14 protein-coding genes are annotated in these 19,239 nt (G+C 74.4%); 12 read left to right on the top strand and 2 right to left on the bottom strand.

All coding sequences use genetic code 11. The annotated features are described in order from the left end of the window. Window positions 1-6 precede the first annotated feature (6 nt). The 3 genes from ACFYMP_RS31300 (at window position 7) to ACFYMP_RS31290 (ending at window position 6,248) form a co-directional block, all read left to right on the top strand. Window positions 7-279 carry a WhiB family transcriptional regulator gene (locus ACFYMP_RS31300; protein ID WP_363149878.1) on the top strand — a complete coding sequence of 91 codons (273 nt, stop codon included), beginning with the start codon at window positions 7-9 and terminating at the stop codon, window positions 277-279. A gap of 642 nt (window positions 280-921) precedes the next feature. Further along, the gene (locus ACFYMP_RS31295) at window positions 922-4,734 is read left to right on the top strand and encodes a glycosyltransferase (protein ID WP_388863968.1); all 3,813 of its coding nucleotides are present in this window, start codon (window positions 922-924) and stop codon (window positions 4,732-4,734) included. Further along, entirely contained in the window at window positions 4,731-6,248 is a 1,518-nt protein-coding gene (locus tag ACFYMP_RS31290; protein WP_388863923.1) for a DUF5719 family protein, read from the top strand. The genes ACFYMP_RS31295 and ACFYMP_RS31290 overlap by 4 nt, the downstream gene beginning before the upstream one ends. Before the next feature lie 123 nt (window positions 6,249-6,371). On the opposite strand, the gene ACFYMP_RS31285 is transcribed toward ACFYMP_RS31290, so the two are convergent. Continuing rightward, window positions 6,372-6,821: a metallopeptidase family protein gene (locus ACFYMP_RS31285; RefSeq protein ID WP_388863921.1), complete on the bottom strand. Its 450-nt coding sequence runs from the start codon at window positions 6,819-6,821 to the stop codon at window positions 6,372-6,374. A gap of 821 nt (window positions 6,822-7,642) precedes the next feature. Here ACFYMP_RS31285 and ACFYMP_RS31280 point away from each other — a divergent pair. The 8 genes from ACFYMP_RS31280 (at window position 7,643) to ACFYMP_RS31245 (ending at window position 16,821) form a co-directional block, all read left to right on the top strand. Beyond that, window positions 7,643-8,017 carry a DUF3499 domain-containing protein gene (locus tag ACFYMP_RS31280; protein WP_388863966.1) on the top strand — a complete coding sequence of 125 codons (375 nt, stop codon included), beginning with the start codon at window positions 7,643-7,645 and terminating at the stop codon, window positions 8,015-8,017. A 163-nt stretch (window positions 8,018-8,180) separates the two neighbouring features. Next, on the top strand, window positions 8,181-9,548 hold the full coding sequence (locus ACFYMP_RS31275) for a phosphomannomutase/phosphoglucomutase (protein ID WP_388863919.1): 1,368 nt from the start codon (window positions 8,181-8,183) through the stop codon (window positions 9,546-9,548). Window positions 9,549-9,838: 290 nt separating this feature from the next. Then, window positions 9,839-10,021, top strand: coding sequence for a Trm112 family protein (locus ACFYMP_RS31270; protein WP_388863917.1), 183 nt, complete (start codon window positions 9,839-9,841; stop codon window positions 10,019-10,021). A 162-nt stretch (window positions 10,022-10,183) separates the two neighbouring features. Next, the gene (locus tag ACFYMP_RS31265) at window positions 10,184-11,374 is read left to right on the top strand and encodes an SIS domain-containing protein (protein ID WP_388863915.1); all 1,191 of its coding nucleotides are present in this window, start codon (window positions 10,184-10,186) and stop codon (window positions 11,372-11,374) included. 237 nt (window positions 11,375-11,611) lie between these two features. Continuing rightward, the gene (gene manA, locus ACFYMP_RS31260; protein ID WP_388863913.1) at window positions 11,612-12,778 is read left to right on the top strand and encodes a mannose-6-phosphate isomerase, class I; all 1,167 of its coding nucleotides are present in this window, start codon (window positions 11,612-11,614) and stop codon (window positions 12,776-12,778) included. A gap of 267 nt (window positions 12,779-13,045) precedes the next feature. Then, a complete protein-coding gene (locus tag ACFYMP_RS31255) occupies window positions 13,046-14,026 on the top strand; it encodes a cation diffusion facilitator family transporter (protein ID WP_388863911.1) in 981 nt (326 codons plus the stop codon). A gap of 339 nt (window positions 14,027-14,365) precedes the next feature. Beyond that, window positions 14,366-15,823, top strand: coding sequence for an adenosylhomocysteinase (gene ahcY / locus ACFYMP_RS31250; protein WP_388863909.1), 1,458 nt, complete (start codon window positions 14,366-14,368; stop codon window positions 15,821-15,823). Between the two features lie 383 nt (window positions 15,824-16,206). After that, on the top strand, window positions 16,207-16,821 hold the full coding sequence (locus tag ACFYMP_RS31245) for a hypothetical protein (protein WP_388863907.1): 615 nt from the start codon (window positions 16,207-16,209) through the stop codon (window positions 16,819-16,821). 33 nt (window positions 16,822-16,854) lie between these two features. On the opposite strand, the gene ACFYMP_RS31240 is transcribed toward ACFYMP_RS31245, so the two are convergent. Further along, window positions 16,855-17,760: an RDD family protein gene (locus ACFYMP_RS31240; protein ID WP_388863905.1), complete on the bottom strand. Its 906-nt coding sequence runs from the start codon at window positions 17,758-17,760 to the stop codon at window positions 16,855-16,857. A 170-nt stretch (window positions 17,761-17,930) separates the two neighbouring features. Between ACFYMP_RS31240 and ACFYMP_RS31235 the strand changes: the two genes are divergently transcribed. Next, a complete protein-coding gene (locus ACFYMP_RS31235) occupies window positions 17,931-18,935 on the top strand; it encodes a stage II sporulation protein M (protein ID WP_388863903.1) in 1,005 nt (334 codons plus the stop codon). Window positions 18,936-19,239 lie beyond the last annotated feature (304 nt).

Raw genomic sequence — 19,239 nt, 5'->3', positions numbered from 1 at the left:
GCGCAGATGACCGAGCTGTTTCAGGAACTGCTGGTCGGCGACGCGATGGATGCCGAGGAGGAGCTGGGCTGGCAGGAGCGCGCGCTGTGCGCCCAGACCGACCCGGAATCGTTCTTCCCCGAAAAGGGTGGATCGACCCGCGAGGCCAAGAAGGTCTGCCTGGCGTGCGAGGTGCGCTCGGAATGCCTGGAGTACGCGCTCGCCAACGACGAGCGGTTCGGGATCTGGGGCGGACTCTCCGAGCGGGAACGCCGCCGCCTCAAGAAGGCCGCGGTCTGAAGCGGTCCGCGGGCCCGATCGCGCACGGCGCGGTCCGCGCGAGGCCCCGCGAGCACCGTCCGCGAGGAGCGGACCGACGCGAGCCGGCCGCCGGTACGCACCGGCTGACGAGCGACCGGCACGGAAGGGCCCGGCCGGCGCGCACGGCGAGTGACCGGCACGGAGCGGTCAGGCCGGTGAACCAGAGGAACAACCGGCGCGGTGCGGACCGGCCGGCGACCAACGGGTCCGGTGCGCGGTGGCCGGTCGACGACCCGTACGCGAGGCGCCCCATATCCGCCCCGTACGCGCGTCGCGCCATATCCGCCCCCGCGCGAGGCGGCCGGTGACCGGCGGCCCGAGCGGGCGCCGCCCGGCAAGCGCTGCGGACGGGAACCGTCCGGCGGGTGCCCTCCGCGGGCGCCGCCCGGTGAACGGCCCGTACGGGAACCGCGACAAGCCTCCGGAGGTCTCGCCTCCCCTCGGCCCGACAGGGCCGTACATAGCCTGATATGACGATCGGTCCGTCGCCCGTGGGTTGTCCACAGGCGGCGGACCGGTGTTCTTCCCAGCCGTTAGTGTGGGGCCCCGTCCGAGACACCACCGCCTCCCCACGAGGCGCACGTGTCCACCGCAGTCCATCGAACCGGGGCCCGTACCTCGATGTCCGTGCACAGCCACTCGGCGGCCCACTACGACGCCGCCACCGCAGGGTCGGCCCCCGCCCGCTGGGCGGCGCTCGATCCGACCCGCCCACCCGAGTTCCCGCGCCATGTCGTCACCGCGGTACTCGTCGCGCACGACGGTGCCCGCTGGCTGCCCGAGGTCCTCGCCGGAGTGCTCGGCCAGGACCGTCCCGTGCAGAACGCGGTCGCCGCCGACACCGGCAGCGCCGACGAGTCCGCGCGGCTGCTCGCCGAGTCCCTGGGCGACACCTGCGTGCTCCACCTCGCGCGCCGCTCCGGCTTCGGTGCCGCCGTCGACGAGGCGCAGCGCGTCGCGGGCGCCCTCACCCCCGAGGAACTGACCTACCTGAAGCGCCCCAGCGGCTGGGACCCGGTCAGCCGCACCTGGCGCGACGAGGCGTACGACCTCCCCGAGCTGCCGCACGGCGAGCCCGTGCAGTGGCTGTGGCTGCTGCACGACGACAGCGCCCCCGAACCGGGCGCCCTCGCCGAACTCCTGCGCGCCGTGGAGAACGAGCACGAACTCGGCCGCGACGACGTCGCGGTCGTCGGCCCCAAACTGCGCGGCTGGTACGACCGCAGACAACTGCTCGAAGTCGGCGTCTCCATCGCCCCCAGCGGCCGCCGCTGGACCGGCCTGGACCGCCGCGAGCAGGACCAGGGCCAGCACGACCACGTACGTCCCGTGCTGTCCGTCTCGACCGCCGGCATGCTCGTGCGCCGCGACGTCTACGAGGAACTCGGCGGCTTCGACCGCGGACTCCCCCTGATGCGGGACGACGTCGACCTGTGCTGGCGCGCCCAGGCCGCCGGGTACCGCGTCCTGGTCGCCCCCGACGCCGTCGTCCGGCACGCGGAGGCCGCCTCCCGCGAACGCCGCACCGTGGACTGCGTCGGCCGCACCGCGACCAGCCCGCACCGCGTCGACAAGGCCGGCGCCGTGCACACCCTGCTCGTCAACTCCCGTACGGCCGCCCTGCCCTGGGTCCTCTTCAGGCTCCTGCTCGGCACCGTGCTGCGCACCCTCGCCTACCTCGTCGGCAAGGTCCCCGGACAGGCCGTCGACGAGATCACGGGCCTGCTGTCCGTCCTGCTGCGCCCCGGGCGTGTCCTGAAAGCCCGCAAGGACCGGGGCGTGAGCCAGGTCGATCCCGCCGAACTGCGCCCGCTCTTCCCGCCGCCCGGAGCGACCCTGCGGCTGCTGGCCGAGCAGGTCGCGAGCAGCGTCGCGGGCCGCAGCGCCGCCGAGGACACCTCGGGCGGCCGGCACGGCGTCGTCGAGTCCGGCCCCGGCGGGGACGAGGGCGACTACCTGGAGATCGAGCAGTTCGCGCGGCTCAAACGCCTCGCCCGCAGACCGGGACCGGTGCTGTTCGCGGTCCTCCTCGTGTTCTCCCTCGTCGCCTGCCGCGACCTCGTCGGCGGCGGCACGCTCATGGGCGGCGCCCTGCTGCCCGCCCCCTCCGACGCCTCCGCGCTGTGGTCCTCGTACCTGGACAGCTGGCACACCGTCGGCACCGGCAGCACCGACACCGCCCCGCCCTACCTCGCGATCGTGGCGACCCTCGCCACCGTGCTGCTCGGCTCGACCTCGCTCGCCGTGACCCTGCTGCTGGTGTGCTCGGTGCCGCTGGCCGGCTGCACCGCCTACTTCGCGACCCGGCCCCTGATCGAGTCCCGGCTGCTGCGCGCCTGGGCCGCCATCGCCTACGCCTTCCTGCCCGCCGCGACCGGCGCCCTCGCCTCCGGGCGGATCGGCACCGCCGTCCTCGCCGTCGTCCTGCCGCTGCTGGCCCGCGCCGCGATCTCCGCGAGCGGCCTGACCGGCCGGCGCGGGACCTGGCGCGCGACCTGGGCGCTCACCCTGCTGCTCACGCTGACCATGGCGTTCACGCCCGTGGTCTGGCCGCTCGCCCTCGTCCTCGGCATCGCCGTGCTCGTCGTGCGCCGCGCCGAACCGCGCGCCTACGGGCTGCGGCTGCTCGCCGTCCTCGGCACCCCGATGCTCGTGCTCGCCCCGTGGTCCTTCACGCTGGCGCCCACCGGCTTCCTGCACGAGGCCGGCTTCGACGACGTGAGCGGCACCGCGAGCGCGAGCGACCTGCTCGGCATGAGTCCGGGCGGCCCCGGCACCCTCAGCGGCCTGCTGTTCCTCGGCATCGTGCTCAGCGCGCTCGCCGCCCTCCTGCGCAGCGAGCGCCGCACCGCCGTCCTCACCGCCTGGTCGGTCGCCCTCGTGGCCCTCCTGTTCGCGGTCCTCAGCAACCACTCCGGCTGGGCCGGGCCCGCGACCCTCGTCGAGGGCGCCGCCCTGCTCGGCGCCGCGCTCATCGGCGCGCAGGGCGCCCGCTTCCGGGTCGCCGAGCAGAGCTTCGGCTGGCGCCAGCCGCTCGCCGCGCTCATCGGCCTCGCCGCCGCCCTCGCCCCCGTCGTGGCCGCCGCCGGCTGGATGATCTCCGGCGCCGACGGCCCCCTGGAGCGCCGCAGCCCCGTCCAGGTCCCCGCCTTCGTCGCCGCCGAGAGCGGCACCGAGGACCAGCCGCGCACCCTCGTCCTGGCCGGGGACAGCGCGAGCGAGGTCGCCTACACCCTCGTACGCGGCTCCGGCAGCCGGCTCGGTGACGCCGAACTGCTGGACGCGGCGGGGACCAACAGCCGCCTCGGCAAGGTCGTCGGACGGCTCGTCGCCGGCTCCGGAGCGGTCCAGGCCGACGAACTCGGCGGCTTCGCCGTGCGCTACGTCCTGGTGCGCGACGGCTCCTCCCGCGAGATGAGCCGGGTCCTGGACGCGACGCCCGGACTGACCCGGCTCAGCCGTCAGGACGGCAGCGCCCTGTGGCGCGTGGACCGTCAGGTGGCCCGCGCGACCCTCGTCCAGAAGTCCCGGGCCCCGCAGCCCGTGCCCGCGGGCCCCGTCGAACTGCACACCCGGGTCCCCGCGGGCGGCGAGGGCCGCGTCCTGCGCCTGGCCGACGTCGCGGGACCGGACTGGCAGGCCACCCTCGACGGGCGCCCGCTCACCCCCGTCACCCTCGACGGCTGGGCCCAGGGCTTCCGGCTGCCCGCGGGCGGCGGCCACCTCGACGTCGTCCACGACACGCCCTTCACCCACACCCTGTGGGTGTGGAGCCAGGGCTTCCTCGGACTCGTCCTGCTCGTCCTCGCCCTCCCCGGCCGCCGCAAGCACGTCGACGACGACCTGCCCGAGGAGCCCGTCGCCCTCCCCGCCCAGGCCGTCTCCGGAGAGGGCCGCCGGGCCCGCCGGCTGCGCGCCCAGGCCGACGCCGAGGCCGAACGGGACGGCACCGCGCCCACCGGGGCCGAGGAGGAGCCCGGCGCACCGGAGACCGTGTACGCCGCGCAGGGCGCGCGCCAGTCCGGCTCCACCGGCTACGACGCGCCCTACGGACAGCCCCACCAGGCCGACCCGTACGCGTCGAGCGGCACCTACGACCCCTACGGCTACCCGGGACCGGGCCAGGACCGGGAAGGGACGCACCCCGGCTACGACACCGACGCCGCCACGGGCACCCTGCCGCCCTACCCGCAGGGCGACCCGCAGCCGTACGACACCGGCGGCCGGCCGGCCTACGACCCGGCGCCCTACGACACCGGGGCACAGCCGCCCTACGAGCAGCCCTACGACACCGGTGGCCTGCCGCCCCACGACCCGGGCGCGCAGCCGTACGACCCCGGCGCGCGGCCGCCGTACGACCCGGCCGACCCGCCGCGCCACGGCCACGGCTACGGCGAACAGGGCGAGCAGCACCGTGACGGGAGCAACCAGTGAACCGCAGCACCCTGTCCCTCATCGCGGCGACCGCGGCGCTCGCCGCCCTCACCGGCGTCGCCGCCGCCACCTCGCCCGACGACGGGCGGGCCACCGCCCCGCAGGCCGCGCAGACCCTGCCCGTCGAGCGGTCCAGCCTGCTGTGCCCCTCGCCTTCGGACTCCGACCTCGCGCAGACCGCCTACAGCGCGTTCACGCCGCGCGGCGCGGGCGCGGCGGCCGGCGGCAGCGCCGCGCTGCGTCCCTCGCCGACCGAGCTGAAGGACGGCAAGAACGCGGAGGAGACGGTCAGGACCGGGAAGCCGGTGCTCACCGCGAAGGAGGCGGGCAAGCCCGTCGACAGCAAGAACGTCTCGGGCTCCAAGGAACCCTCCCTCGTGGGCCTCGCGACCGGGGCGCTCGCCCCCGGCTGGACCGTCCAGCAGACCACGACGATCGACGCCGGGGCCGACCGCTCCCTGCGCGGGCTGAGCTGCGGCGCCCCCGACACCGACTTCTGGCTCCCGGGCGTGAGCACCGCGAAGGACCGCTCCGACTACGTCCACCTCACCAACCCCGACGACTCCGCCACCGTCGTGGACATCGAGCTGTACGGGACGAGGGGCGCCGTGAAGTCGGAGGTCGGCGAGGCCATCCAGGTCCCGCCGCTGTCCACGGTCCCGGTGCTGCTGTCCACGCTCACCGACGACCCCGAGGACGACCTGACCGCGCACGTCACCGCGCGCAGCGGCCGCGTCTCGGCCGCCGCCCTCGTCTCCCAGTCCTCGGCGGGCTCGGACTGGCTGCCCCCGGCCGCCGACCCGGCCCCCCGGCTGGTCCTGCCGGGCATCCCCGCCGACGCCACCGACGTCCGGCTCGTCGCCTTCGCCCCCGGCACCGACGACGCCGACCTGAAGATCCAGCTCGCCGGCAAGTCCAGCACCATCACCCCGGCCGGCCACGAGGTCCTGCACGTCAAGTCCGGGATGACGGCCTCCGCCGACCTCGGGGCGGTCACCCGGGGCGAGGCCGGTTCCCTCGTGCTCTCGCCGAGCGGGGCGGACGGCCCGACCCCCGTCGTCGCGGCACTGCGGGTGACCCGCGGCAAGGGCGCGAACCGGGAGACCGCCTTCATCCCGGCCACCGCCCCCGTCGGCGCGCGCGCCACCGTCGCGGGCAACCGGGCCGAGCACGTGAAACTGACCCTCGCCGCCCCCACGGCCGCCGCGAAGGTCAAGGTCACGGCCTCGGCGGGCAGCAAGGGCGGTACGGCGGCGAGCAGGACGTACAGCCTGCGCAAGGGCACCTCCCAGACCGTCGAACCACCCGCCCCCGGCGGCGCCGACGGCACCTACGCGCTCACCCTCGAACCCGAGGGCGGCACGGGAGCGGCGCTCTATGCGGCCCGCGAACTCGACGCCACCTCGGACGACGCCGAGGGGGTCCCGCTGTTCACCGTGCAGCCCCTGGCCAACGACCGGGGCACCGTCCGGGTGCCGAGGACGCGGCAGGACCTGCGGGTGCTGGAGCGCTGACACGGGGACCGGACGGCGGACCCGGACCCGGCGGGGGAACCCGACGGGGGAGGGGCCCCTCCGGGTCGTAGGGGCGGCCCACCCGGGCGAAGGAGCGGCCCACCCGGTCGGAGGGGCCGCTCCTCACTCCTCCCCGTACCGCGGGTCGACCGACTCCGGCGCGAGCCCCAGCAGGTCCGCGACCTGCTCGACGACGACCTCGTGGACCAGCAGCGCCCGCTCGTCCCGGGTCTTGCTGCGGATCTCGACCGGGCGGCGGTAGACGACCACGACGGAGGGCCGGCCCTCGCGCCCGGTGACCGTCGTCCCCAGCGGCACCGTCTCGTCCTGCCAGCTCTCGCCCCGGCCCTCCTCGCCCGGCACGTCGAGCACCAGGAACTCGACGTCGCTGAGCTGCGGCCAGCGCCGCTCCAGCCGCTCCACCGAGTCCTGCACGAGGTCGGAGAACAGGTCGGACCTGCTCATCGAGAGCGGTACCTGCGGAGGGGCGACAGGACCGCGCATCCCGCGCCCGTGGCGGTCGCGGCGGCGCGGTCCCGGGGCTGCGGGCGGGGTCGGTGCGGAGCTGTCCATCACCTGCGAAGCCTAGGCCGTCTCCGGCCGTTCCGCCCACGCCCTACGGGTACCGCGACAGCGACCCGGCGCACCGCCAGGACCTCGCGGGCCCTTCCGCGGCCGCCCCGGGCGCCCCGAGGTGAAAGGGGGGAGGAACCAGGGCATGACCTTCATCGACGTCGCGCTCCAGGGCCAGGCCGCCCTCGACGGTTTCGAGGCGTGCGGCGCCGAACGGCTCGGCGGCGGAGGATCTCGGAGCGTTCCACGACCCCCCGGGGCCGCTCCGGCCCGAGTACGCGCTCTGGGCGACGGACCACGACCACCGGGGAGACCGCTCCCCAGTCCCCGGCCCACCAGCCGCGGAGGCGGCAGATCTCCCCAGCCCCGGCCCGGTCCAGCGCACCGCCCCCGTGTTCCGGGGCGGGCGCCTCCCGGTGCTCCGCAAGCAGGACCCGGGCCGCCGTCGGCCGGGGGCCCGGACCTCCTCCGGCCCCGCGACCACCGCGGGCCCCCGCGCCCCTCGACACATGCGGAACACCTATGCGGTCAGGGTATTCGGCGTCGCTTTCCGGACACCCCGCGCGACCCGCCGGGGCGGTCGCTCTGCGCGCCGGGACCACGACGCACCGTACGATCCGCCCCGCCCGCTCCCCGCGTTCATACTTTTTGCTCCGATTGGCCTCCGGCTTCTCCCCGGAGGCGCGAGCGCGCGGAGCCCGCCGGAGCCGCCCACCGCTCCCGTTCCGCGCCGACCTGATGATCGGTTTTCGGCCACGACACGGTGCGGCCACCGGGGAGGGAGTCGTCGCGGCCCGTTCAAGAGTGCGGTACCGTCCAGGATCGTGAGCCCTGTACGTCGTTGTTCTCGCACCGCGTGCGGCCGCCCTGCCGTCGCCACACTGACGTACGTCTACGCCGATTCGACCGCGGTCCTGGGCCCCCTCGCGACTTACGCCGAGCCCCACTGCTACGACCTGTGCGCCGAGCACTCCGAGCGGCTGACCGCCCCGCGCGGCTGGGAGGTCGTCCGGCTCGCCGACGCCTCGGCCCCGCCCCGCCCCAGCGGCGACGACCTCGAAGCCCTCGCCAACGCCGTACGCGAGGCCGCCCGCCCCCAGGAACGCCGCCCCGACCCGGCGACGAACCGCGCCGTCGACCCGATGGAGGTGGCCCGCCGAGGCCACCTGCGCGTCCTGCGCTCCCCGGACTCCTGAGCGCGCCCCGGCCCGCTCCCCTGACGCCTGCTCACGCCGGGCCCCGGCGGCCCGCCCGGACCGGGCCCGCCGACCCGTACCGGTAGGTTGTGCGCAGCGTCCGGAGCACCACATCGCCCCGGATCGCTCCAGAACGTTCGGACTGTCCCTGGAGGGCTGGGCTGTGGCCGATCTGTCGCAGATCGTGAAGGCGTACGACGTGCGCGGAGTCGTTCCCGACCAGTGGGACGAGGGGCTCGCCGAACTCTTCGGCGCCGCCTTCGTCCGCGTGACCGGCGCCGGCGCGATCGTCGTGGGCCACGACATGCGGGCCTCCTCGCCGGGCCTGGCCCGCGCCTTCGGCCGGGGCGCCCTCGCGCAGGGCGCGGACGTCACCGGGATCGGCCTGTGCTCGACCGACCAGCTGTACTACGCCTCGGGCTCCCTCGGTCTGCCCGGCGCGATGTTCACCGCCTCGCACAACCCGGCCCGCTACAACGGCATCAAGCTGTGCCGCGCGGGCGCCGCCCCCGTCGGGCAGGAGACCGGTCTCGCCGAGATCCGCGCGCTCGTCGAGGAGTGGACGGAGACCGGCGCCCCCGCCCCGGCCGCCACCCCCGGCACCCTCGCCCACCGCGACACCCTCCAGGACTACGCGGACCACCTGCGCACGCTCGTGGACCTGAGGGGCTCGCGTCCGCTCAAGGTCGTGGTGGACGCGGGCAACGGCATGGGCGGCCACACCGTGCCCACCGTGTTCGCGGGCCTCCCGCTCGACCTCGTCCCGATGTACTTCGAGCTCGACGGCGACTTCCCGAACCACGAGGCCAACCCGCTGGACCCGGCCAACATCGTGGACCTCCAGGCCCGCGTGCGCGCCGAGGGCGCCGACCTCGGGCTCGCCTTCGACGGCGACGCCGACCGCTGCTTCGTCGTGGACGAGCGGGGCGAACCGGTCTCCCCCTCCGCGATCGCCGCCCTCGTCGCCTCCCGCGAACTCGCCCGCAACGGCGGCAGCGGCACCGTCATCCACAACCTCATCACCTCCTGGTCGGTGCCCGAGGTCGTCCGCGAAAGCGGCGGCACCCCCGTGCGCACCCGCGTCGGCCACTCCTTCATCAAGGCCGAGATGGCCCGCACCGGGGCGATCTTCGGCGGCGAGCACTCCGCGCACTACTACTTCCGCGACTTCTGGAACGCCGACACCGGCATGCTCGCCGCCCTGCACGTCCTCGCCGCCCTCGGCGAACAGCCCGCCCCGCTCTCCGCGCTCGTCGCCCAGTACGACCGCTACGCCGCCTCCGGGGAGATCAACTCCACCGTTGAGGACCAGCGGGCGGCCACCGAACGGGTCCGCGAGGCGTTCACCGCCGAGGACGTCACCGCCGACACCCTCGACGGCCTCACCCTCACCGCCCCCGACTGGTGGTTCAACCTCCGCCCCTCCAACACCGAACCGCTCCTGCGGCTCAACGTCGAGGCCCGCGACGAACCCACCATGGCGAAGATCCGCGACGAGGTCCTCGCCCTCGTCCGCGACCGCCGGGGCTGATCCCCGCCCACCGCGCGGCGGTACGCTGAGCGAACCGGCCGCCCGCCGTGGGCAGCCCGCACCCGCCGCACGCCCAGCGGTTCCGTACGCGCCCGCGTACCGCGAACCCGTGAGCGCCCGGGGACGGGAGTCCCGTACGCGAGAGCGCACGCGCTCCCCGTACGCGACCGCAGCCCACGGCCCACGCCACCCCGTACGCCCCACCGGTACGGTCACGCCCGCAGTGGCCGCACCACGGCGCCCCGCCCGCCCGGTGGGCCGCCGACGCCACCCGAAGGGAACGACACACCATGCCGCTCGAAGCCGGCCTCCTCGACATCCTCGCCTGCCCCGCCTGCCACGCCCCGCTCCAGGAGCGCGCCACGGACGACACCGAGGAACTGGTCTGCACCGGCACCGACTGCGGCCTCGTCTACCCCGTGCGCGACGGCATCCCCGTCCTCCTCGTCGACGAGGCCAAGAAGCCGGAGTGACCTCCCGGCGGGCGCGGCCCGCCCCGCCCCGGCCCCAGGAACCCCACGGGCCGGGCGGGACGTTCCCCAGGGGGAGGACGCACCCCGCGTCGACGCGTCGCCGAACCCCTCACGGACGACTGACGGACGACTGACGGACGAGGCACGGACCGGAGACCGACCATGCTCGACGAATCGCTGCTGGACGACCCCGAGGCCCTGAACCGGGCGGACCGGCCCGGACTGCTGCGCGCCGCGGCCGAGAGCGGTGCTCTCCTGCGCACCGCCCTGCGCAACACGGCCGAGGCGGGACTGCTCGACCTCAAACCCGAGGGGCGCCCCCGCGCGATCCTCGTCGCCACGGCGGGCGCGACCGCCGCGTCCTGCGCCGACGTCCTCGCGACGCTCGCCGGGCCCGTCTGCCCGGTCGTCCGGCTCGCCCCCACCGGGGTGGCCGCCGACCCGGGGGCCCTGCGCTGGACCCTGCCCGGCTGGGCCGGCCCCGTGGACCTCCTCCTGATCGCCACCCCGCACGGCTCGGAACCCGGCCTCGGCGTCCTCGCCGAGCAGGCGTACCGCAGGGGCTGCACCGTCGTGGCCGTCACGCCCCGCCGCAGCCCGCTCACCGAGGTCGTCGACGGCTCCCGCGGGCTCGCCGTCCCGCTGGCCACCACCTCCAGGAACCGGCCGCCGTACGGCGACGGGAACCCGACGGACACCCCGGCCCGCCCGGACGGCGCGGACGACCGGGAACCGGTCGCCGGCGACTCGCTGTGGCCCACGCTCGTCCCCTTCCTCAGCCTGCTCGACCGCACCGGTCTCTACGCGGCGGCCGAGGAGACCCTGCTCGCCCTGGCCGACCGGCTCGACGCCACCGCGGAACGCTGCGGTCCCGTCGTACCCATCGCCTCCAACCCCGCCAAGTCCCTCGCCCTGGAACTCGACGAGTCCCTGCCCCTGCTGTGGACCGAGGGCACGACCGCGGCCCCCGCCGCCCGCCGCTTCGCCGCCCTCCTGGCCGGCCGCGCCGGCCGCCCCTCCCTCGCGGCGGAACTCCCCGAGGCCCTGGACGACCACGCCGCCCTCCTCTCCCGCGCCCGCTCCGAAGAGGGCGGACAAGCCGACCTGGACGACTTCTTCCGCGACCGCGTCGAGGCAGCCGCCGTCCTCCAGCCCCGCGTCGTCCTCCTGCGCACCCGTCCCACCGACGGACTCACCGCGACCCCCGCCGCCCGCGAACTGGCCCGCGCCCACCACACCCCCGTCACCGACCTCCAGCCCCCCGAGGGCGGCGAACTGGAGAGCCTCGGCGAACTGCTCGCCCTCACCGAGTTCACGACGGCCTACCTGGCGACCCGCGCGCGAACCGACTGAGGCCCCCCGCGCGGCCCGCCCACCCCGGGACGCGAGCGGGCGGACTGTGAGCGGCGGGCGCCGCGCGGGACGGCCCCTTCCGGCCACCGCGCCGCGCCCCGGCCCGCGCCGCCCCGCACCCTCCGCGCCGCTTCCGCCGTGGGCCCGTACGGCGACCGCGGCACGACCCCGGCACACCCCCCCCGCACGATCCAGCCGACCCGGCGTCACCGTCACCCCGAGCGAGAGAGACCCCCCATGGACCGCCTCAGCAACACCGTCCGCCCCTACGCCTGGGGCTCCCTCACCGCGATCCCCGAACTCCTCGGGGTCGAGCCAACCGGCGAACCGCAGGCCGAGATGTGGCTCGGCGCCCACCCCGGCGCCCCCTCCCACCTCGACCGGGGCCGGGGGCCCGAGCCGCTGTCCGCGGTCATCGACGCCGCACCCGAGCGGGAACTCGGCCCCGCCGCCGTCGAGAAGTTCGGCCCCCGCCTTCCCTTCCTCCTCAAGATCCTCGCGGCCGGCGCACCGCTCTCCCTCCAGGTCCACCCCGACCTGGAACAGGCCGAGGAGGGGTACGCCGACGAGGAGCGCCGCGGGGTCCCCCTCGACGCCCCGCACCGCAACTACAAGGACGCCAACCACAAGCCCGAACTCATCTGCGCGCTCACCCCGTTCGACGGCCTGTGCGGCTTCCGTCCCCCGCACGAAAGCGCCGCTCTCCTCGACGCCCTCGACGTGGGGTCCCTCAAGCCCTACGTCGACCTCCTGCGCGCCCGCCCCGAGGAAGCCGCCCTGCGCGAGGTGCTGACCGCGATCCTCACCGCGGCGCCCGCCGAGATCGCCGCGACCGTCGACGCCGCGGCCGCCGCCTGCGAACGCCTCGGCGGCGACCACGCCCCGTACGCCGCGATCGCCCGCGACTACCCCGGCGACCCCGGCGTCCTCGCCGCGATGCTCCTCAACTTCGTCACGCTCCAGCCCGGCCAGGCCCTGTTCCTCGGCGCGGGCGTCCCGCACGCCTACCTGCACGGCCTCGGCGTCGAGATCATGGCCAACTCCGACAACGTCCTGCGCTGCGGGCTCACCCCGAAACACATCGACGTCCCCGAGCTCCTGCGCGTCGTCCGCTTCGAGTCCGGCGACCCCGGAGTCCTGCGCCCCGAGGCCGGCACGGACGGCGAGGAGGTCTACGCGACCCCCATCGACGAGTTCCGGCTCTCCCGCTATGTCCTCGCCGCCGACGCGAGCCCCCGCCCGCAGCTCACGGCCGACACCCCGCAGATCCTCCTGTGCACCGCCGGCACCGTCACGGCGGGCGAACTCACCCTGCGCCCCGGGCAGTCCGTCTTCGTCCCCGCGCACGAGAAGACGGAGATCTCCGGGACCGGCACCCTCTTCCGCGCGACCGTCGTCGCCTGACCACCCGCCGAAGCCGCCGGGACCCACGGGTGCAGACGCCCCGAGCCGGGGCACAGAGCGGTACGAAGGAGAACACCGCCCCGCCCCGGCAGCCCCTGCTGCGACAATGACCCCTCCCGCCCGCGCGGACGCGGCACTACAAGCAGCGCGGGCAGAGGCAGTACAGGCAGTACGGGCACCGCCCGGCACCGGCAGCACAGGCAGCACAGGCACGAGCGGTCACGGCGGCGGCGACGTGGCGAACCGACGAAGGGAAGACGGAACCAGATGAGTGCGTCAGGCGGCACCAGGGCGATCGTGGCGGCACTCTCCGCCAACCTCGCCATCGCGGCGGCCAAGTTCGTGGCATTCGCCTTCAGTGGCTCGTCCTCGATGCTCGCGGAGGGCGTCCACTCCCTGGCCGACTCCGGCAACCAGGCCCTGCTCCTGGTCGGCGGCAAGAAGGCCAAGCGCGAGGCCACCCCGCAACACCCCTTCGGCTACGGCCGCGAACGCTTCATCTACGCCTTCCTCGTCTCCATCGTCCTGTTCTCCGTCGGTGGCATGTTCGCCATCTACGAGGGCTACGAGAAGATCAAGCACCCCCACGAGCTGGAGCACTGGTACTGGCCCGTCGGCGTCCTCGTCTTCGCGATCCTCGCCGAGGGCTTCTCCTTCCGCACCGCGGTCAAGGAGTCCAACGAGACCCGCGGCCACCTCTCCTGGGCCGAGTTCATCCGCCGCGCCAAGGCCCCCGAACTGCCCGTCGTCCTCCTGGAGGACTTCGGTGCCCTCATCGGCCTCGTCCTCGCGCTCGGCGGCGTCGGCCTCGCCCTCGCCACCGGGAACGGCGTGTGGGACGGCATCGGCACCCTGTGCATCGGCGTCCTGCTCATCCTGATCGCCCTCGTCCTGGCCGCCGAGACCAAGTCCCTGCTGCTGGGCGAGTCCGCCAACCCGGAGGCCCTCGGCAAGATCGAGACGGCCCTCGTGGACGGCGAACAGGTCACCCGCGTCATCCACATGCGCACCCTCCACCTCGGCCCCGAGGAACTCCTCGTCGCCGCCAAGATCGGCGTGCGCCCCAGCTCCACCGCCGCCCAGATCACCGAGGCCATCGACGCCGCCGAGTCCCGCATCCGCACGGCCGTCCCGATCGCCCGCGTGATCTACCTCGAACCCGACATCTACACCACGGCCGAGGCCGAGGCCGGCCCCAACCCGCAGGCCACCCCGGGCGGCCCGGGTCCCGACCAGCCCGAGCACTGACCCCACCGCGGCAGGCCCCGGCCCCGTCCGCCCCGGTGACGGGAACCGGGGCCCGCCCGTGACCGCCGCCCCTCCCTCCCCGGACCGGCACTGGTAGCCTCGACCAGAGCCAGACGTCGCTGCTGATGGCGGTCGGGCGGCCCGGTACGCCGGACCGGCCGAGGGAGAGAGGGCCTCCGACGGACTGCGCTGCGAGCGGCGGGACCCGTGTGTCCACCGCCCGGCCCGCCCCGCCCGTCCCGAGGGACCCGGCGCCGGCCGTCGGCGGCGCGCACCCGCGCCCCCACCGCACGCGGAGCCATCCGTACACCTCGACTCCCACCCCGAGGAGCAGCTCGCATGACGTCCGTAGAGACCACGCAGGACTTCAAGGTCGCCGACCTGTCGCTGGCCGAGTTCGGCCGCAAGGAGATCTCCCTCGCCGAGCACGAGATGCCCGGCCTGATGGCGCTGCGCAAGGAGTACGCCGACGCCCAGCCGCTCGCCGGCGCCCGCGTCACCGGCTCCCTGCACATGACGGTGCAGACCGCCGTCCTCATCGAGACCCTGGTGGCCCTCGGCGCCCGGGTCCGCTGGGCCTCCTGCAACATCTTCTCCACCCAGGACCACGCCGCCGCCGCGATCGCCGTCGGCCCGGACGGCACCCCGGACGACCCGCGGGGCGTCCCGGTCTTCGCCTGGAAGGGCGAGTCCCTGGAGGAGTACTGGTGGTGCACGGAGCAGGCGCTGACCTGGCCGGACGCCCCGACCGGCGGCCCGAACATGATCCTGGACGACGGCGGTGACGCCACCCTCCTCGTCCACAACGGCGTCCAGTACGAGAAGGACGGCAAGGCCCCCGACCCGTCCACCGCCGAGAACGACGAGCACCGCGTCATCCTCGAACTGCTCAACCGCACCATCTCCGAGGGCTCCCAGAAGTGGACGAAGCTGGCCTCCGAGATCCGCGGCGTGACCGAGGAGACCACGACCGGCGTCCACCGCCTGTACGAGATGCAGCGCGAGGGCACCCTCCTGTTCCCGGCGATCAACGTGAACGACGCCGTGACCAAGTCGAAGTTCGACAACAAGTACGGCTGCCGCCACTCCCTGGTCGACGGCATCAACCGCGCCACCGACGTCCTCATCGGCGGCAAGACCGCCGTGGTCTGCGGCTACGGCGACGTCGGCAAGGGCTGCGCCGAGTCGCTGCGCGGCCAGGGCGCCCGCGTCGTCATCACCGAGATCGACCCCATCTGCGCCCTCCAGGCCGCGATGGACGGCTATCAGGTGACGACGCTGGACGAGGTGATCGGCCAGGCCGACATCTTCGTCACCACGACCGGCAACAAGGACATCATCATGGCCGCCGACATGGCCAAGATGAAGCACCAGGCCATCGTCGGGAACATCGGGCACTTCGACAACGAGATCGACATGGCCGGCCTCGCGAAGATCCCGGGCATCGTCAAGGACGAGGTCAAGCCCCAGGTGCACACCTGGACCTTCCCCGACGGCAAGAAGATCATCGTGCTGTCGGAGGGCCGCCTCCTCAACCTGGGCAACGCGACCGGCCACCCGTCCTTCGTGATGTCCAACAGCTTCGCCGACCAGACGATCGCCCAGATCGAGCTGTTCACGAAGCCCGAGGAGTACCCGACCGACGTGTACGTCCTGCCCAAGCACCTGGACGAGAAGGTCGCCCGGCTCCACCTCGACGCCCTCGGCGTCAAGCTGACGACCCTCCGCCCCGAGCAGGCCGCGTACATCGGCGTCGAGGTCGAGGGCCCGTACAAGCCGGACCACTACCGCTACTGAGCCACCGGACGGGTCCGGAAGGCACGCCCCACCGGACCCGTCCCCGCCCAGGCGGACAAGCGACGCGTGCCGCCGGGCGGGGCCGGCCGCGGGCGGCGGCCGGATGCCACGGCGACGGCCCGGACCGCGCCGGGCCGGCCCACACCGGCCCGGCCCGGCGCCAGAGCTTCCGGCTGGTACCCGGCCCGGTCCCGGCCGGCTGTCCTCTCCCCTGTGGAGGACAGCCGGCCGGACCCCGGACCCGCACCGGACCCGCCAGGCAGGTCACGAGCGCCCGCCCGGCACCGGCGTACAGCCGCCCGGCGCCCCGACGACACCCTTCCCACGCCCGGTACATCCCGTACGCGCGCGTACGTTCCTCACGCTCCCCAGGACACAGCCCGATGCCCCGAGGCCGCTATTCGCTGCACGATCCGCATGACGGCTCCCTCCTCGCCGAAGAACACTTCCAGTGCGCGCCGGGCCCCTCGGGCTGGCGCTACGTGTCCCAGCTGACGTCCCCCGACGGCAACCCGTCCGGCTCGGTCGATCTCGCCCTCGACGAACTGGGCCGCCCCGTGCGACTGGAACTGCGGGCCTCCCACTGGCAGGTCCGCGGCGCCGCCCTCGAAGGCGTCACCTGGGTCAGGTCGGACCCCGCCGGAGTGCACGCCACCGAAGGCAACACGGCCGCCCATGCCTTCAGCGGAACCTCCCCCGCCTTTCTCGTCGCCCTCACACGACTCCTGCGCCTCACCCCCGATTCCCCCGCCACACGCGTACGCCTGGTCACCTTCACCGCACCGGTGCTCGCCCCCAGGACGGCCGACCAGTCCTGGGCACTGCTGAGAAGCGAAGCACACGCCACTGACAACGGCCCGCTGATCGTGGACGAGTACCAGATCACAGAGCTGGACACCGGGGACAGGCACTCCGTCCACCTGGCCGGCGACGTGGTCCTCTCCGCCCCCGGCGTGGAACTCCAGGACCTGGAGACACCGCCGTCCGTCTTCCCCTGAGCCGGGGAAACCGGCCGGGCGGCGCGAGCCCGCTCAGACAGGCGGCACGAACCCCGTCCGCCGCGTGGACTCCCGGGGCACGTCGTCCACTTGAGGCTCCGTGAACGGCGCGGCGGGAGCGACCGGGGCGGCCACGGCACCGCCCTCGTCCACCCGCGCGGGCCCGGTGTCCACCGGGGGAGCGAGGGGAGCCTCCCCGAAAGCCCGCCGCGCGTCCCGCACCTGCCGCTCCCGCACGAGAGCCATGAGGAACTGGGCGGCGGGCGCCCCCGGCGGCACGGAGGCCCCCGTCAGGGTCAGCAGCTCGGAGGCCAGTCGTACGGCCATCGCCTCACCGATCTCCGGGTCCAGCTGGTGCATGCGCGTCAGGTACTGCCGCACCGCGAGCCACAGCGACTCGGGGACGGCCGACAGGTCGAGCCGGGCGAACACCCCCTCCCACTGCGGATGCGCGGCCGGGACGGCGCCCGCGCGCCCGCCCGGAACCCGCTCCCGTACGACGAGGGTGCCCGCGAGCACGTCACCGACCCGCCGCCCCCGCTCCGAGACCAGCGAGGCCACGAAGGCGATGAGCCCCGAGGTGCCCGTGATCTCGATGGCCCCGACCGCCCCGCGGACCAGCGCGTGCCGGAACCTGATCGGACCGCCGTCGTCCCGCACCACGCGCAGACCGAAGACCAGCTTGCCGAGGGATCGCCCCCGGCTGAGCGTCTCCACCGCTATCGGGCCACCGATCAGGACGAGCACCACCAGGGCCACCGCGAGCGCGGCCTGCGCGGCGCCGTCGAGCGAGGAGGTGGACATGACCAGCGTGACAGCCAGGACGAGGAAGACCGCCCACGTCACGAACAGGTCGATGCACACGGCCACCGCGCGGCTCGGCAGTTTCGCCGCCCGCAGCTCCAGCGCGACCGCCTCGCCCGTCACCAGCCCACTCATCCCAGCCGCCTTTCCCCGCCGCGTGTCCCCACCGCGGGCCAGTCTGCCAAGCTGATCCTCCTGACGGGGCGCCCGCACCTGACGCGGTGCCCCCGCGCCGGCGCACCATCGGCGTACGGACACCGCGTAACGGCGCAGAAGCCGCGGCCGGGAGAGGGAGCAACGGACTCATGGACCTCGACGTCTTCGTCTCGGCGCACGCCCCCGAGTGGGACCGCCTCGCCCAGCTGCTCGCCCGCCGCAGGCGCACGGGCGCGGAGGTGGACGAACTCGTCACCCTCTACCAGCGCACCGCCACCCACCTCTCCGTACTGCGTTCCTCGGCACCGGACCCCCAGCTCGTCGGCCGCCTCACCCAGCTCGTCGCGCGCGCCCGCAGCGTGGTGACCGGCACCAGGCGGGCGGCCTGGAGCGATGTCCTAAGTTTCCTGACCGAGGGTTTCCCCGCCGCCGTCTACCGGGCCCGGCGCTGGTGGGTGCCCACGGCGCTGCTGTCGGTCGCGGTCGCGGCCCTGCTCGGCTGGTGGATCGGGTCGCATCCGGCGGTACGGGAGTCGATCGCGGCGCCCGAGGAGCTGCGCGAGATGACCCGCCCCGGCGGGCAGTACGAGACGTACTACTCCAGCCACCCCGCCACCTCGTTCGCGGCGCAGGTCTGGACGAACAACGCCCAGGCGGTCGCCCTGTGCCTGGTCCTCGGCGCGTTCCTGTGCCTGCCGGTTCTCTACATCCTCTTCCAGAACATGCTCAACGTCGCCGTCGGCATCGGCCTCATGACCGACGCGGGCCGCCTCGACACCTTCCTCGGCCTGATCCTTCCGCACGGCCTGCTGGAGCTGACCGCCGTGTTCGTCGCCGCCGGTACGGGGCTGCGCCTGGGCTGGACGGTGATCGACCCCGGTCCGCGCACCCGGCGTACGGCGCTGGCGGAGGAGGGCCGCGCGGCCCTCGGCATGGCGCTGGGGCTCGCCCTGGTCCTGTTCGTCTCCGGGGCCATCGAGGGCTTCGTGACCCCCTCCTCCCTGCCCACCTGGGCCCGGATCACGATCGGCGTCGTGGCCGAAACGGCCTTCCTCACCTACGTCTTCGTCCTCGGCTCCCGCGCGGTACGGGCCGGCGACACCGGGGACCTGGAGTCCGGGGGCCGCAGTGCCGCCCAGCCTGTAGCGGCCTGATGTGCGTGGGGCTCGGCTGACCTGCTACTGTCCTCTTCGCCTCGCAAACACCGTTGACGCGGTGGGTGCGGGGAGGTAGATTCGAACAGTTGCCTTGAGCTGGACAAGCTCGGCCGCGACAGTTAGAGTCTGCGAGCTTCCGGAATTGAATTCCACGAAGCCGCCCGACAATGCAGAACGACGAAGCCCGGTAAAACGGCCACCGAAGATCTGATAAAGTCGGACTCGCCGGAAAGGGAAACGGGAAAGCCGAAAGGCCGGACCGGGAACCGGAAAGGCACCGAGGAAATCAGGACCGCGAGGA

The organism is Streptomyces sp. NPDC007088 (assembly GCF_042869355.1).
Lineage (GTDB): Bacteria > Actinomycetota > Actinomycetes > Streptomycetales > Streptomycetaceae > Streptomyces.
This window is presented reverse-complemented; position numbering and strand designations above follow the sequence as displayed.